General features: G+C 46.4%; 12 protein-coding genes and 1 other RNA gene. 4 read left to right on the top strand and 9 right to left on the bottom strand.

All coding sequences use genetic code 11. From position 1 onward, the window contains the following. Positions 1-19: 19 nt before the first annotated feature. The 4 genes from dnaG (at position 20) to rnpB (ending at position 5,256) form a co-directional block, all read left to right on the top strand. Complete coding sequence (gene dnaG / locus SPICO_RS03135) at positions 20-1,828, top strand: DNA primase (RefSeq protein ID WP_013739243.1); 1,809 nt, start codon at positions 20-22, stop codon at positions 1,826-1,828. Between the two features lie 75 nt (positions 1,829-1,903). After that, positions 1,904-3,961 (top strand): RNA polymerase sigma factor RpoD, encoded by a 2,058-nt coding sequence (rpoD, locus tag SPICO_RS03130; protein WP_013739242.1) that lies wholly within the window; start codon positions 1,904-1,906, stop codon positions 3,959-3,961. A gap of 129 nt (positions 3,962-4,090) precedes the next feature. Continuing rightward, positions 4,091-4,903: a zinc ribbon domain-containing protein gene (locus tag SPICO_RS03125; RefSeq protein WP_013739241.1), complete on the top strand. Its 813-nt coding sequence runs from the start codon at positions 4,091-4,093 to the stop codon at positions 4,901-4,903. Between the two features lie 10 nt (positions 4,904-4,913). Beyond that, an RNA gene (gene rnpB / locus SPICO_RS10020) (RNase P RNA component class A) lies at positions 4,914-5,256 on the top strand. A gap of 51 nt (positions 5,257-5,307) precedes the next feature. On the opposite strand, the gene mazG is transcribed toward rnpB, so the two are convergent. The 9 genes from mazG to recA form a co-directional block, all read right to left on the bottom strand. Further along, positions 5,308-6,147 carry a nucleoside triphosphate pyrophosphohydrolase gene (mazG, locus tag SPICO_RS03120; RefSeq protein WP_013739240.1) on the bottom strand — a complete coding sequence of 280 codons (840 nt, stop codon included), beginning with the start codon at positions 6,145-6,147 and terminating at the stop codon, positions 5,308-5,310. 204 nt (positions 6,148-6,351) lie between these two features. After that, positions 6,352-7,131, bottom strand: coding sequence for a hypothetical protein (locus tag SPICO_RS03115; RefSeq protein WP_041395019.1), 780 nt, complete (start codon positions 7,129-7,131; stop codon positions 6,352-6,354). A 91-nt stretch (positions 7,132-7,222) separates the two neighbouring features. Next, positions 7,223-7,912, bottom strand: a complete 690-nt coding sequence (locus SPICO_RS03110; RefSeq protein ID WP_013739238.1) for a tetratricopeptide repeat protein — start codon at positions 7,910-7,912, stop codon at positions 7,223-7,225. 14 nt (positions 7,913-7,926) lie between these two features. Next, positions 7,927-9,642, bottom strand: a complete 1,716-nt coding sequence (locus SPICO_RS03105; protein ID WP_013739237.1) for a S1 RNA-binding domain-containing protein — start codon at positions 9,640-9,642, stop codon at positions 7,927-7,929. A gap of 27 nt (positions 9,643-9,669) precedes the next feature. Then, entirely contained in the window at positions 9,670-10,323 is a 654-nt protein-coding gene (cmk, locus tag SPICO_RS03100; protein WP_013739236.1) for a (d)CMP kinase, read from the bottom strand. Further along, positions 10,323-11,069, bottom strand: coding sequence for a pseudouridine synthase (locus SPICO_RS03095; RefSeq protein WP_013739235.1), 747 nt, complete (start codon positions 11,067-11,069; stop codon positions 10,323-10,325). Before SPICO_RS03095 ends, cmk begins: the two co-directional genes overlap by 1 nt. Then, on the bottom strand, positions 11,059-11,763 hold the full coding sequence (gene scpB, locus SPICO_RS03090) for an SMC-Scp complex subunit ScpB (protein ID WP_013739234.1): 705 nt from the start codon (positions 11,761-11,763) through the stop codon (positions 11,059-11,061). Before scpB ends, SPICO_RS03095 begins: the two co-directional genes overlap by 11 nt. 11 nt (positions 11,764-11,774) lie before the next feature. Beyond that, positions 11,775-12,683, bottom strand: coding sequence for a segregation and condensation protein A (locus SPICO_RS03085; RefSeq protein ID WP_013739233.1), 909 nt, complete (start codon positions 12,681-12,683; stop codon positions 11,775-11,777). Positions 12,684-12,759: 76 nt separating this feature from the next. Continuing rightward, entirely contained in the window at positions 12,760-13,821 is a 1,062-nt protein-coding gene (recA, locus tag SPICO_RS03080) for a recombinase RecA (RefSeq protein ID WP_013739232.1), read from the bottom strand. Between the last annotated feature and the right edge of the window lie 4 nt (positions 13,822-13,825).

The raw sequence follows: 13,825 nt of genomic DNA, 5'->3' as shown, positions 1-13,825 counted from the left end.
CCAAAGGCAGGAGAAAGCCGTGGCAAAAATTTCTGAATCGGTAATCGAACAGATTAAGTCACGTCTCACCATATCCGAGGTAGTATCCGCGTATGTGAACCTTACGTACCGCGGCGGACGACATTGGGGGCTTTGTCCGTTCCATCATGAAAAAACGGCCAGCTTCTCTGTTCTGAACGAAAAAGGACTTTTCCATTGTTTTGGTTGTGGCAAGAGCGGTTCCATGTTCGATTTCGTGATGGAGATGGATCATCTGACATTCGGGGAATCAGTCAGCGTCCTTGCACGGAAAGCAGGGGTTGAACTTCGAGAGGAAACACCGGAAGACAAGAGAAAACGCACGGAGTCGGAGGCCCTTCAAGAACTGTATGACCGTTTGACCAATTCTTTCCGCTATATCCTTCAAAACTCCGACCGTGCAGCACATGCCCGGCGCTATCTTGAAAATAGGGGAATCAGTCTGGAAATTCAGGAGAAATTCGGTTTAGGTTATGCTCCGGCTCCTTCTCAATGGTTGTATGATTTCCTAACAGACAAGCACTATAGCGCTTCTTTACTTGAAGCGAGCGGACTTTTTTCCAAACGGAATGAACGAGTATCTATTTTTAGGGATCGCCTCATGTTCCCCATCAGGACATGGCAGGGAAAGACAGTAGGCTTTGGCGGTCGCGACTTGACGGGAGAAAGTACGGCAAAGTACATCAACACACCTGAAACAGCCATTTATAGTAAAAGATCAGTAGTCTATGGCTTGTATGAAGCGTTGTCAGAACTGAAATCGCGCAAGCACGCTATTCTCTGTGAAGGTTATTTCGACGTCATGGCCATGCATCAGAGCGGATTCACCACAGCCGTCGCTCCTCTGGGGACAGCTTTCACCACGGAGCAGTGCAAACAACTTCATCGGTACTGTGACAGCATATCAACGCTATTTGATTCGGATGCCGCTGGTCAGAACGCGACAGGAAAAGCCCTTGTAATTTGCCAAGACATGGGAATTGAGAACAATGTCATGCTCCTTGACCACGCTAAGGACGCAGCCGATGTATTGGAGAAAAATGGTTCGGAAGCATTGGGAAAAATGTTGGAAAATAAGACTCCGGGATTTGAATATCTTGTCTTATCCGCAATAAATATGTATGATGTCAAAACGCCTAAAGGGAAGTCCGCTGTTTTTTCACATGTCCGATCGTATCTTGAAGCGACGGATTCGGAAATTGAGAGGCAGACATACATTCATCGGCTTGCTGAAATACTTCATGTAGATGATGCAAGCATAGTTGAAGATCTGCATCACCGGTCGTCTGCGCAGGAAACAAGAAAGAAGGCTCCGGAAACATCTCCGGTGTCCATTCCAAATCTTGCGCGGGTTTCTTCTGATATGTTCCTGATGTTATGCCTTGCAACCAAACGCGAGGAATTTCCCGTTATACGGAATCGGATCAATGTAGCTGACTTGGAAGATTCTTTGGCGGTCGATCTTTTTACCTTGTTGGAGGATGCGACCCGAAACGACTTGGGAAAAACGGACGAAGTATTTTTACAGATGATAGATGATGAGAGACTGAAACAACTTGTTGCCATTAGCTTCCAGAGTGGAGCATTCGGGCACAACCTCCAGAAGGGAATTGACAGTTCTCTCGATCGCATCACCTTGAGAAAGTTTGAAAAGAAGAAGAAAGCCATGGAGGATATTCTTGGTTTTGCCGAGAATGAAACTCCTGATGAGAATTCTTCAGAAATCAGACGGCTTGTTCTGGATATCCAAGAGGTGAATCAGGAAATCATTCGTCTCCGCGGACGCTTGGGCGCCGGTGTGGAAGAATGAGGCTGCGGACATGCACAGGATGACGGCGATGGAAATAGTGTTACCGATCGATGTGTGGGAGAACGTAAGAAACAGATGGCAGTTGATATAGAAAAACAAGTTTTTTTTGAAAAGATCCTGGTTGAAGCCGATTCCGAAAAACATATCGGACAGGAACGATTGAAAGAACTCCTTCCCGTGGACTCTCCGGAATCCTTGATGGGGGAAGTCATTCAATTTTTGATGGAAAGGGATGTCACGGTCGTTTGCGAAGACGATGGTATCCTGGGAGAAGACGAACCAGTGGAGCTTGTAGAAGGCCCTTCACCAGATGATCTTGAAGATTCCGATCTTGATGACGACATTGATGATGACTTGGTGGTCGAAGACGAAGATTCGGATATCCTAATCAGCATTGAGCATCCGGCAGTTGAAGCGGATACGCATAGCGAGGAAGATGAAGACGCTGATGACCTTGACGATTCCGATGAGGAACTCGATGAAGAACAAGAAAAACCCAGTCTGACTTCGGACTTCGTCGATCAAAGCGAGTATGAAGGACCGTCCAGCGGACGTGGATTCGTTGATTTTTCGTCTTTGGATTCTGAAAACAGTGATGGTGATTCCCGGCGGCATGGTGGAGCAATCCTTGGCAGTGAGAAAAGCGACTCAACGATTGATGACCCCATCCGGCTTTATCTTCGTGATATCGGTAAGGAAAGCCTGCTTACGGCCGAACAAGAAAGAGAGCTTGCTCAGAAAATGGAAGAAGGCTCCGGTATCATGCGCGATGTCATCCTCAAGAGTGGTATGATGGTAACATGTTTCGGTGATATTTTTCAGAAAATGACTTTGAAAATTGATGAAGCCGATCCCGAAAGTTTACCGCTGATGACATCCAAGGATTTGAAGGATCTTATTAGTGAACAGAAACGCTATGCGCAGTTCTATAAAGACGGTTTGAAAGATATCCAGGGAGCAATGAAAGCATACCTGGCATTGAAAAAAGAAAAGATTGATACATCGGGCGACAGTATCTTCACAGACGAAAATCTCGTTAAGAAAAGACATGCCCTGATGAAAAAGCTTTCCTTGATTGAGTTGCAACCGGAAGAAATCACTGCTTTCACCGAGAAATTCATGGATGCTGAACGTAAGATATCCTCACTTCAGGCAAAAAAAAGCTCCCTTGAGGCACAGCTTGGTGTTTCCTCGACCCGTGAGCTTCGTCAGATGGGCCGTGACTTGGTCACACCGGCAAAACGTGTTTTGCTTGAAGAAAAATTCGCAATGTCCGCGGATGTCATCAAGGAAAAGATTCGCGATATCCAGCTGACAGAAAAGAAGCTCCATGAGATTGAATCGGATTTTGAAGAAAATACTCAAGTCATCCTTGAGCATGCCAAGGAAATCAAACGTGGCAGAATCATGATGACTGCCGCCAAGGATCGCTTGACCCAAGCCAACTTGAGGCTTGTCGTATCGATTGCCAAGAAATATACCAACCGTGGGCTTCCTTTCAACGATCTCGTTCAAGAGGGGAACATTGGATTAATCAAGGCTGTCGAAAAGTTTGAATTCCGCAAGAACTTCAAATTCTCGACGTATGCCACATGGTGGATACGTCAGGCAATTACTCGTGCCATCAGCGACCAAGGCAGGACAATCAGGGTACCCGTCCACATGATTGAACAAATCAACAAGGTGAAGAAGGAAGAAAACGCCCTGATACAGAGTCTCGGTCGAAATCCGACGGATGAGGAGATTGCCAAGAAACTCGGCTGGCCGGAGGAAAAAGTGAAGGGCGTAAAAAATGTCGCGCGTGAACCTATTTCTTTAGAAACACCGGTCGGAGAGGAAGAAGATTCCTTGCTCAGCGATTTCATTGAAGACAAGGATGCGGAAAATCCCGCCAGCCAGACATCTTATATGTTGTTGCAGGAGCAGCTTCAGAAAGAGCTTGCTACGCTTCCTCCTCGTGAGAAAGATGTACTGAAAATGCGTTTTGGGCTTGATGATGGATTTGCATTGACCCTTGAGGAAGTCGGGTTGTCCTTTAAGGTCACTCGCGAACGTATACGACAGATTGAGGCAAAATCACTCCGTCGGATGCGGCATCCTAAACGCAGTCGGAAATTGCGGGATTTCCTGTAATTTCCGTGCCATGTACTGATTTGGTTGCGCGTCAAGGGAAGTACTCCATTGACTTTTCTTATGCGAGGGTTGTATTGTATCATGTTGGTTTTTCACGGTTGAACAAATAGTTTCAGGAGATTAGTGAATATGCAGGAAAAGATTGAGATTCTTCGAAGTTTGGAAGGAATTCTCGCCCAGAAGTTTACCATAGAGGATGAAATTAAGGAGATTCCCCAGCTTCTGGAGGCACAACAGGAAGTTTTGAACTCCATAAACAAGAAATACTTAGAGCTGTATAATAACAGCGAAGAAGCCGCAGAAGCCTTGAAGGAACTGAATGAACGCCTTCAGCAGACAATTACGCAACGGGAAAACCTTGAAAAACAATTGAGCGTCACGTCTACCTTGCGTGAATATGAAGCAACGGAGAAAGAACGCAAGGATACCGAAGCCAATGAGCAATTCCTCAGGAAAAAGCTTATTGCCAAGGAAAAGGATATGGCAGAGCATTCCCGTGACTTGGAAGACAAGGAAAGCCTGATGAAGGCTCAGCAAGAAACAGTCGCGTTGGCAACCCAAGACAGGGATTCTCGCATGAGTGAGAAAGTTTCTATCCTTGATGGACTCAATGCCCAACGCAATGAGCTTATCACGACTTTGGACAATGACCTCGTCTTTAAATTTGAGCGCATTATCCGTAACAAAGATGGAAAGGGTATTGTTCCAATCCATGGGCTTGTTTGCCAAGGATGCCACATGACCTTGCCGGTGCAGTTCGTGAACACTGTCCGCAAGAATGAAGAAATTGAATTCTGTCCGTATTGTAGTCGCATCCTGTACTATGATGAGGCATACAGCGATATGAAAGACAAATATCTTAAGCGTCCTGATACCTTGGTCATTGAGGAAGGCGGACTTGCGGATTTTGCTTCTGATGAGGGTTTCGAAGAATTCAATTGAATAGGTGATGTGAGGCGGTCAGGTAATCGCGTATGTCCTGTGCAAACAGGAATGTACGAGGAAAGTCCGGGCTCCATAGGACAGGACGCCGGGTAACGCCCGGAAGCGGTGACGCTATAGATAGCGCAACAGAAAACATACCGCCAGCAATGGTAAGGGTGAAAAGGTAGGGTAAGAGCCTACCGCGGTATCAGCAATGATACTGGCAGTGCAAGCCTCGTCCGGAGCAAAGTCAAACAGTAGGCGAGTGGTCCGCTCATGCCTACGGGTAGATTGCTTGAAGGCTTTGGTAACAAAGTCGGTAGATAGATGATTACCATAAACAGAACCCGGCTTATGACCGTCCTCTTTTTTTCCCTTTTTTTCACGGTTTCCTGTTCCTCTACAGGAGTAGGGAATAGAGTTCACGATGGATGATGGTGAGAAGACGACACTTTTACTTCCTCCCACAGTTCATCCATTTCACTCATATGTTCCTTGTCAAGCGGAATATTTCTTTCAACAGCAAGTCGAGCTACGGCCTCAAACCTTCCTGCCAGTTTCTGGTTTGCTCCATGCAGGGTCTGTGCAGGATTGAAACCAAGGAATCGTACTAGATTGACGACAGCAAAAAGCAAATCTCCGGCTTCCTCTTCAATCCGTTCCTGATTCGGTTCCAATGTGTTCGTGGCATCGACAAGTTCATCGAGTTCTTCACAGACTTTGTTAAGTACTCCCTGTACGTCAGGCCATTCAAAACCGACTTTTTTCATTTTCTTCTGAATTTCATACGCACGTTCAAGTGGTGGAAGACTTTTGGGAATTCTGCTGAAAGGATTTTCCTTTTCCGCTTTTTTTCCTTCAATTTCTTCCTTGACGTTATTCCAGACAGAAAGGACTTCCGTGCTGTCATGTGCTGATACAGTATCTGTAAAAACATGTGGATGTCTCCGAATCAATTTTTCACAGACTTCGTTTATAGCGTCGGTTGCGGGAAATGATGCATTATCTTCATGCATGTGCAACAACGTGACAACATTGATCAAGATATCTCCAATTTCTTCCCGTTGACCGGAAATCCTGTGATTTTTCAATTCATCAATATACTCGTATGTTTCATCAATGATTGACTGTGCCGTTCGAGGAGCAGTAAGTTCACGATCCCATGGACAGCCTTCTGGAGACCGAAGAAGACCAATGATGCGATGGAGTTGTTCCATGGCAGAAGGAAAATCCTCTGCCGGATGATATACATATTCAATCATGGAATAGTCATTTCCTTTCTTTTGTTCAGAAGTTATATGATATGGTAGGTAGTATAACGCCTTTGGTAAAGTAAGTCATCGGGCATAAAACTGGGATAATTAGTGGGATTTATAATAAATATTTGATATTCATAAATAATGTACATTCTGTTAATCAAATAGTCACAACATAAATCACTTTACATTTTCTTCCCTAATAATTATTCACAAAGAATCTTCCAGAGGAAATGCTGCAATCCTATAGAGATTGCTCCAGTAATTATTAGTGTAATAGTTTCCACCTTGGCGGTCATTAAGAAAAAATACCGCATAGATGTGGATAGTCGGACTTTGTAAAGGTTCCGATACCACCTGTTTACTGGTATCATCAATTTTATATTTCAGATAATCAAAGTATCCGTTTTCTGTAACGTCATCTGTCTCAGGTTTTTCAATGAACGGCCGGCCTGAGTAATTATAGAGTTCGATTGGAGGATTGCCGTTATGGGACAATTCAAATACCCCACCCTCCCCTATTTTAATATCAAAAGTACTGGAGAGCCTCGTAGGTAGTGAACTAGCATCAAACGGAACTGCATATCCTGATCTGTTTCTGAAACTGTCAGGAGCCGCTCCTGGTACTTCCACAAAGGTGAATGGATAGAGGAATTGGGTCCCTGTTGAATTCCCATACCTGTTACCAATATCCAAGGTAAAGGGTTTTCTTCCTCCAAGAGAAGATCCAGAACTGCCAAGTGTCGTTTCTGTCGTAAAAATGTTCTGCATGGATGACGTGACGGTCGTGACATCGTCCGTAATGGTATAGAACAACATGATTCCGTTACGGCTTTCAGTAGGCGAAATGATGATATCGGACGAAAGAACTATTGTTGCGTTTCCTGTATAGGGTAATCTTACCTCTCCAGTAGAAGCTTGCGGAACCAAAGTGCTGCTTTCTACAAACAAAGGCCGTGGCATTCCACAGGAAACCAACAAAGCGACCATAAGAAAACACAAAAAAGCAGATACTCGTGAGAGTGAGACTGTTCTCGACTTCTCCTTGCATCTGCTTTTCATGTTTTACAACTCAGCTACATTACAAAACCAGAAGACGGTTCTGGGCAATACGGGCAAACTCGGAACTGGGATAAGCGTCAGCCAATTCTTGGAATACGGCTCGTGCAAGGTCGATATCACCAGTCTTTTCATAAATCCGGGCTTCTCCAAAAAGAGCACGGGGAGCAACAGCAATATCCTGTCCATAGGAATCAGCGACCATCTGATACTGTCCAAGCGCAGCAGCATCTTCTCCCAATTCTTCGGAAGCAGCAGCGGCATTGACAAGGGCGACAGCACCTAGATAGATACCACGACCATTCTCATGGACAGCAAGATAATGCTCTCGCGCGGTGGCAAAATCCTTCTGGTTCCATGCAAGCTGGCCAAGAAGATATTCAGCCTTTAATCCAGGATAGGCTTTAGAAGATGAAGCAAGCTCCTGAAGCGAACCTTCAAGTTCAGATAGCGTTGAAGCGTACTCTGTAGAAGTCTCATCAAGAGTATCAAGAGAAGCATAGGTTTCCTGCAAAACATCCAGTCGCATGAAATCCTTCTCAAATCGTGATGAATTGACAAGTGAGACAATCACCACGATTAACAGGCTCAGGATAAGAACTCCTGCACCAATGGCTATCTTTTTCCATTGGGCCTTGAAGAAAGATGCCACTGAATAAAGAAACTTCTCATAAGCGGGAACCGCAGCTTCTTTAGTTTTATTATTCGCCATTGCGGATCACCACCTTAGTTGTCTTCTTCATCCTTGGAGCGAAGCATGTCACCAAAGGTGAAGGTATCCCCTTCATCTTCGTCATCCATGTATTTGGAAATCTCAGAGCGTTGAGCATTCCTAATCAACTCCTTGATGGAAAGGGAAAGCTTCTGTGTAGAAGGATTCACGTCCATGACGGCTGCCGTGACGACATCTCCGACTTTGAAGTTCTTCAAGACGCTGTCATTATATTCTTCATCGGGACCGACAAGATGAAACTTGCTGATCAAACCTTCGATTCCTCCCAGAACCTTTACGAACACACCAAAATCAGTGACATTGGTCACTTCGCCGGAAATGGAGGAATATTTGGGATAATCCTTCTTGAGAGTATTCCAAGGATTGTCCTCAAGCTGCTTGACACTCAGCCGTATGCGACGGTTCTCAGGCTCAACACGGGTTACGACAACATCGACCATATCCCCTTCCTTGGCAAAGGAAGACATGTTGCGCACTTTCTCCGTCCAAGAAATATCATCGATATGGAGGAAACCATCTATCCCATCCTCAAGTCCGATGAATGCTCCACTATTGGTTATCTTGACCACGGGACGGGTCAGTGTCTTACCAACCGGGTAGCGGTCATCAATGCTATCCCAAGGATTTTCCTCAAGTTGCTTCAGTCCAAGTGAAACACGTTTCTTGTCCAAGTCATACCCAAGTATCTTTGCCTCAACCACATCACCGACATCCAGGACATCCTTGGGATTGTTGACCCGTTTTGTCCAGGACAGTTCAGAAATATGCGCAAGGCCTTCGATTCCAGGAGCAATCTCTATGAAAGCACCAAAAGTGGTCAGTTTTGTTACCGGAGCCTTGACGACATCGCCCACATTGAAATTCTTTTCAAAAGAAGACCATGGATCCTCGTGCATGTGCTTGAGGGAAAGGTTCACCTTCTGCGTTTCGGGATCAATGTTAATCAGGCGTAATTCAATCGTCTGCCCTTTTTTCACGAAATCCTTGGGGCGTGTCACATGACCCCAGCTCATGTCGTTGATATGGAGAAGACCATCAAAACCGCCAAGGTCAATGAAAGCACCAAAGGACGTGAATGACTTCACTACGCCCTGGACCACATCGCCGATATGGACTGAGGAGAAAAAGGTTTCCTTATTCTCCTTGATTCGCTTCTCAAGGTATTCACGGCGAGACACAACGCTTTTCAGCTTTGTCCCGGCATGGAACTTGTCAATGATGAAATAATCCGAAAGACCTATCAAGGACTCTGGATCCTCGACGCGGGAAACGTCCGCCTTGGACATCGGGCAGAACCCACGGTATTCACCGCCGAGATCAATCTCATAACCACCCTTGATGACTTTGACGAACTTGCCCAGCACAGGAGACCTGTCTTCCGCTGCTTTCCGCAAGTCTTCGGTTTTTTCCAATGTCACGGCGCGACGCTTGGAAATCTGAATCTGCCCGCCCTTCCCGTCTTTCGTGATGATGAAGACCTTGACCTTCTCACCATCTTCAGGAATGACATCAAATTCGTCCAGGGGAATACGTCCCTCGGACTTATAACCGACATCAACGAACACATACTCGTTATTCACCTGTATAACAGTACCGGTTACGAGCGTACCGTCTTCAATTTCATCAAGAGATTTAAAAACATCGTGCTCTAGCAGGCTTTCCATCAAGGACATTGATGTTTTTTCATCTGTTTGTTTCTCTTCAGCCACTTCTTCTCTCCTGATCCAGGAATTACCCTATTGTTTAAAAGCGTTTTTTCTTACAAATATTGCAGCTAGTACTCTCTCACAAACTTCCTCGATGGTCAAGTGCGAGGTATCCAGCACAATTGCATCTTCTGAGACTTTCAAACCCCCAAAAGCCTTACCTTTATCTATTTCATCACGTTTCTTCAATGTTTCCAGTACTTGGGCATAAGAAGCTTCATCCGGATGCTGCCCGAATCTTCGCCGTGCTCTGATTTCCGGTTGTGCGTCAAAATAAAACTTGAGGTCGGCATCAGGAAAAACCACCGTAGTGACATCCCTGCCTTCTGTCACGATGTCCTGACCTTCAGCGACTTTCCGGAGCAGGCTGTTGACATAAACGCGCAGCCGCGGATCCACGGAAACCTGCGCGACGCACTGGTCTATTCCATGGACATGGAGCATATCCTCGACATCTTGACCATCGACATGTATACGCCCATTCCTGACTGTGATATCAGTAGAGCGGGCAGTATCAAGGACTGAGTCAGCATCAAAAGGATCTTTATTTCTTTTGAGATGGCTCCATGCGACCGCGCGATAGAAGTTTCCGGAATTCAGGAAATAAAATCCGCATCTCTGTGCCACCATATGGGCTATGGTGCTTTTCCCAACTCCTGCGGGACCATCGATCGCTATGATCATCAACGCGCTCCTCCCTGTCCTTTATTCCGGGCATTGCTTACGATGCTCATGATTTCATCTTTCGTAACTCTCCGGAACTGAGCCGGGGCAAGATCTCCAAGTTCAAGAGTGCCAATCCGAATTCGAATCAGCTTCTTTACATCGTAGCCGAGGTATGTGAAAATCTTTCGAATTTCACGATTCCGCCCTTCTGTCAGGATGATGCGCACCCATCTTTTTGTTTCAAGCTTGTAACGTGATATACGGTAAGGTCGACCATCATCGATGCGTATGCCATGCCGGGCTTCCTGAAGATCCTCTATCATGATGGTTCTGTCAGTATTCACCAGATATTCTTTCTCAATCTCATAGGAAGGATGCGTGATGAGCTGGGAGATTTCCCCGTCGTTGGTGAAAAGAACCAAGCCTGTCGATTCCTTGTCCAGACGACCGATGTTGAACAGAAGATTACGTTCCGGGACATCGATGAGGTCGCGGGCAAAGTAGCTTTCATTCGGGTCAGCATTCGAACAAACATATCCCGCCGGCTTGTGAAGTGCATAGTAATATGTCCTCTCATTAGGTTCGGCAAGAACACCATCGACATAAACGGCATCATCTTTATCAACTTTAGTTCCCAACTCACGGACGACCTGGCTGTTTACCTTCACCCTTCCGTCAATGATTAATTGCTCGCAGGATCTTCTGCTTCCCCATCCGCTTTTTGCCAGAAAACTCTGGAGTCGGATAGGATATTCAGTCTTCATATGTTTCCTCCGTTACCGTCGCCTCTGCCACTTCCACAGGGTCTTGTTGTTCAAGCTCCTGTTCATCCAAAACCTGCGATGTCGCAAAACGCTCCCTGTCGATTTCAGAAAGCTTCGGCAGTGCGCTGATGCTGGGCAGGTTGAACTCATAAAGGAATTTGCGGGAAGTTCCATAGAGTATGGGATGACCAGGCACATTCTTTCGGCCGACGGCCTTGATGTATTCCCTTTCACGCAGGAGACGGACTATGGAATCTGAAGATACGCCCCTGATATTGTCAATCTCCCTCTTTGTTATAGGCTGGCTGTACGCCACGATGGAGAGAGTTTCAAGAGCAGCGCGGGAAAGCCGTCTGTCAACTTTTTTCCCATAGCAACTCTGCAACGTTTCATGCAGGTCAGTCGCCGGTCTGAATGCCCATGCTCCGGTACTTTCCGACAGGACAAGACCATGCATGTATGTCTGGAAATGTTCCGACAATTCCTCAAGGGCTTTTCGGATGGCATCCAAAGAAAAACCAGTCATCCTCTGCAACTTGTCAAGGGATACCGGTTCGTTCTCAAGGAACAGAATCACTTCAATGAACCGGGCTTTAGGTGAAAGCAAGACATCCCGCGATTCTTTCCTGGGCTTCTCATCCGGGGCATTGCTTTCCTGGTTTTTTTCCTTGCTTTTCTTTATGGATTCAGCCATGAACAGTCACCTTATTCTTCATTTTCATCATTCGGCAATTCCTTTGAGACATCACCATCGTCGTGCCGAATGGAGAAATCATCTTCATCCCCCGTACCGTCCAAGCCCTGATCCACCAAATTGTCATATTCCTCATCATACTCCGTCGCAAGATTCGCATCGAAATCCTGTGCTTTTTTGAAGATATGGATGTTGCCGTAAGGCTCGTCCTGCCGAAGCGTAATCAAGTTCGCCTTTGCCGCTTCAAGAACTGCAAGAAAGGAACAGATGACATGCAACGGCTGCTCGGGATGAAGGATAAGGTCGGTCAGCATGATTTCCGCACGAAACTCAAACAACTCTGACATCAGGGCTATCTTTTCCTTGACTGTTACTTCTTCATATACGTTGAAAATCTGCGTCGGCGCAATCTTTCCTAGCAACGTAGTAAAAGCAATGAGCAGATCGTCCGCAGTGACATTTGCCCACAATGCCTGATCAGGAAAAGGAAGCATGAATTCTGTCTGTCTGCGGGCGATGTAGAACTCCCCACCCGTGTTCGTTCCGGAAAGGATGTCAGTATACTTCTTGAACTTCTGATATTCAAGGAGTCTCTCGACAAGTTCCTGCCGAGGATCGGCGTATTCTTCGTCAAAGCCGATGTCATCGACCGGAAGGAGCATACGGCTCTTGATGTACAGGAGGTCAGCCGCCATCTTGTAAAAATCCGTCAAGTCTCCCAGTTCCATCTCCTCGGCATTCCTCAGATATTCGAGGAACTGCTCGGTTATCAATGCAATGGGAATATTGTATATGTTTATCTCGGCTTTCTGAATCAGATACAACAAAAGACCCAAGGGGCCTTCAAAGTCCGCGACCTTGACGAGGGCCCCTTGTCCTGTCTGTGTTTCAGTGATTTGCTGTTCGATGCCGGTTGACATGCACGTGGCTCCTTACATCGAAACATTATAGCGTACATCCACCGCGCAATACAATGTCAGGCGTCCGCTCCCTGCATCAGGTCGCCGCAGGCTCTTCGCTGGCAGGAACAAACATCTTCTGCCTCAAACGAGCTTCCAGTTCACTGCTGACCTCTGGATTGGCGACAAGGAAAGAAACAGCATTATCCTTGCCTTGCCCTATCTTCTCACCTTGATATGAATACCATGATCCGCTTTTCTCTATCATTTCATATTTCAAGGCAGCATCCATGATACCCCCATAATAGCTGATGCCTTCCCCGAAAAGCATGTCGAACTCGACCTTCCTGAACGGCGGAGCCACTTTGTTTTTTACGACCTTGACACGCACCCTGCTCCCATAGACATCATCGGCTCCCTTGCTCAATGTTTCGATTTTTCTCACATCAAGACGAACGGACGCATAGAATTTCAACGCATTCCCACCGGTCGTAGTTTCCGGATTGCCGAACATGACGCCAATCTTCATACGTATCTGGTTGATAAAAATTATAGTCGTCCGGCTTTTGGCAAGGATTCCGGTCAACTTGCGGAGAGCCTGGCTCATGAGGCGTGCCTGAAGTCCCATGTGGCTGTCACCCATATCCCCTTCAATCTCCGCCTGTGGTGTCAATGCCGCCACGGAATCCACTACGATGATGTCCATTGCTCCAGAACGCACAAGGGATTCGACAATCTCAAGAGCCTGCTCTCCAGTATCAGGCTGGCTGATCCACAGCCCGTCGGTGTCAACCCCAAGTTTTTTCGCGTACCCAGGATCCAAGGCATGTTCCGCGTCAATGAATGCTGCTATGCCACCCGCCTTCTGTGCTTCAGCGATGGCATGCAAGGCAAGTGTCGTTTTTCCGGAGGATTCAGGGCCATATATCTCAACGATTCGTCCCCGTGGATAACCACCGACGCCCAGTGCTTCGTCAAGAAGCAGGGACCCGGAAGGAATGGTTGCTATATTCAAGTTTGTCGGGTTGTCGCCCAGCTTCATCAATGATCCCTTGCCAAACTGCTTGTCAATCTGCTGACGGGCAGATTCTATAGCGTCGAACTTCTGTTTCTGATTCGGTGTCTCGCCGTTTTCCATGATATTCTTGACTTTTGCCATTCGT

Origin of the sequence: Parasphaerochaeta coccoides DSM 17374, assembly GCF_000208385.1 — a bacterium.
In the GTDB taxonomy this organism is placed as follows: domain Bacteria; phylum Spirochaetota; class Spirochaetia; order Sphaerochaetales; family Sphaerochaetaceae; genus Parasphaerochaeta; species Parasphaerochaeta coccoides.
This window is presented reverse-complemented; position numbering and strand designations above follow the sequence as displayed.

What these genes read in the sequence shown, in the direction of transcription:
- rpoD (WP_013739242.1), top strand. Translation starts at nt 1,904, where the DNA reads ATGGCAGTTGATATAGAAAAACAAGTTTTTTTTGAAAAGATCCTGGTT.
- SPICO_RS03125 (WP_013739241.1), top strand. Translation starts at nt 4,091, where the DNA reads ATGCAGGAAAAGATTGAGATTCTTCGAAGTTTGGAAGGAATTCTCGCC.
- mazG (WP_013739240.1), bottom strand. Translation starts at nt 6,147, where the DNA reads ATGATTGAATATGTATATCATCCGGCAGAGGATTTTCCTTCTGCCATG.
- SPICO_RS03115 (WP_041395019.1), bottom strand. Translation starts at nt 7,131, where the DNA reads ATGGTCGCTTTGTTGGTTTCCTGTGGAATGCCACGGCCTTTGTTTGTA.
- SPICO_RS03110 (WP_013739238.1), bottom strand. Translation starts at nt 7,912, where the DNA reads ATGGCGAATAATAAAACTAAAGAAGCTGCGGTTCCCGCTTATGAGAAG.
- cmk (WP_013739236.1), bottom strand. Translation starts at nt 10,323, where the DNA reads ATGATCATAGCGATCGATGGTCCCGCAGGAGTTGGGAAAAGCACCATA.
- SPICO_RS03095 (WP_013739235.1), bottom strand. Translation starts at nt 11,069, where the DNA reads ATGAAGACTGAATATCCTATCCGACTCCAGAGTTTTCTGGCAAAAAGC.
- scpB (WP_013739234.1), bottom strand. Translation starts at nt 11,763, where the DNA reads ATGGCTGAATCCATAAAGAAAAGCAAGGAAAAAAACCAGGAAAGCAAT.
- SPICO_RS03085 (WP_013739233.1), bottom strand. Translation starts at nt 12,683, where the DNA reads ATGTCAACCGGCATCGAACAGCAAATCACTGAAACACAGACAGGACAA.
- recA (WP_013739232.1), bottom strand. Translation starts at nt 13,821, where the DNA reads ATGGCAAAAGTCAAGAATATCATGGAAAACGGCGAGACACCGAATCAG.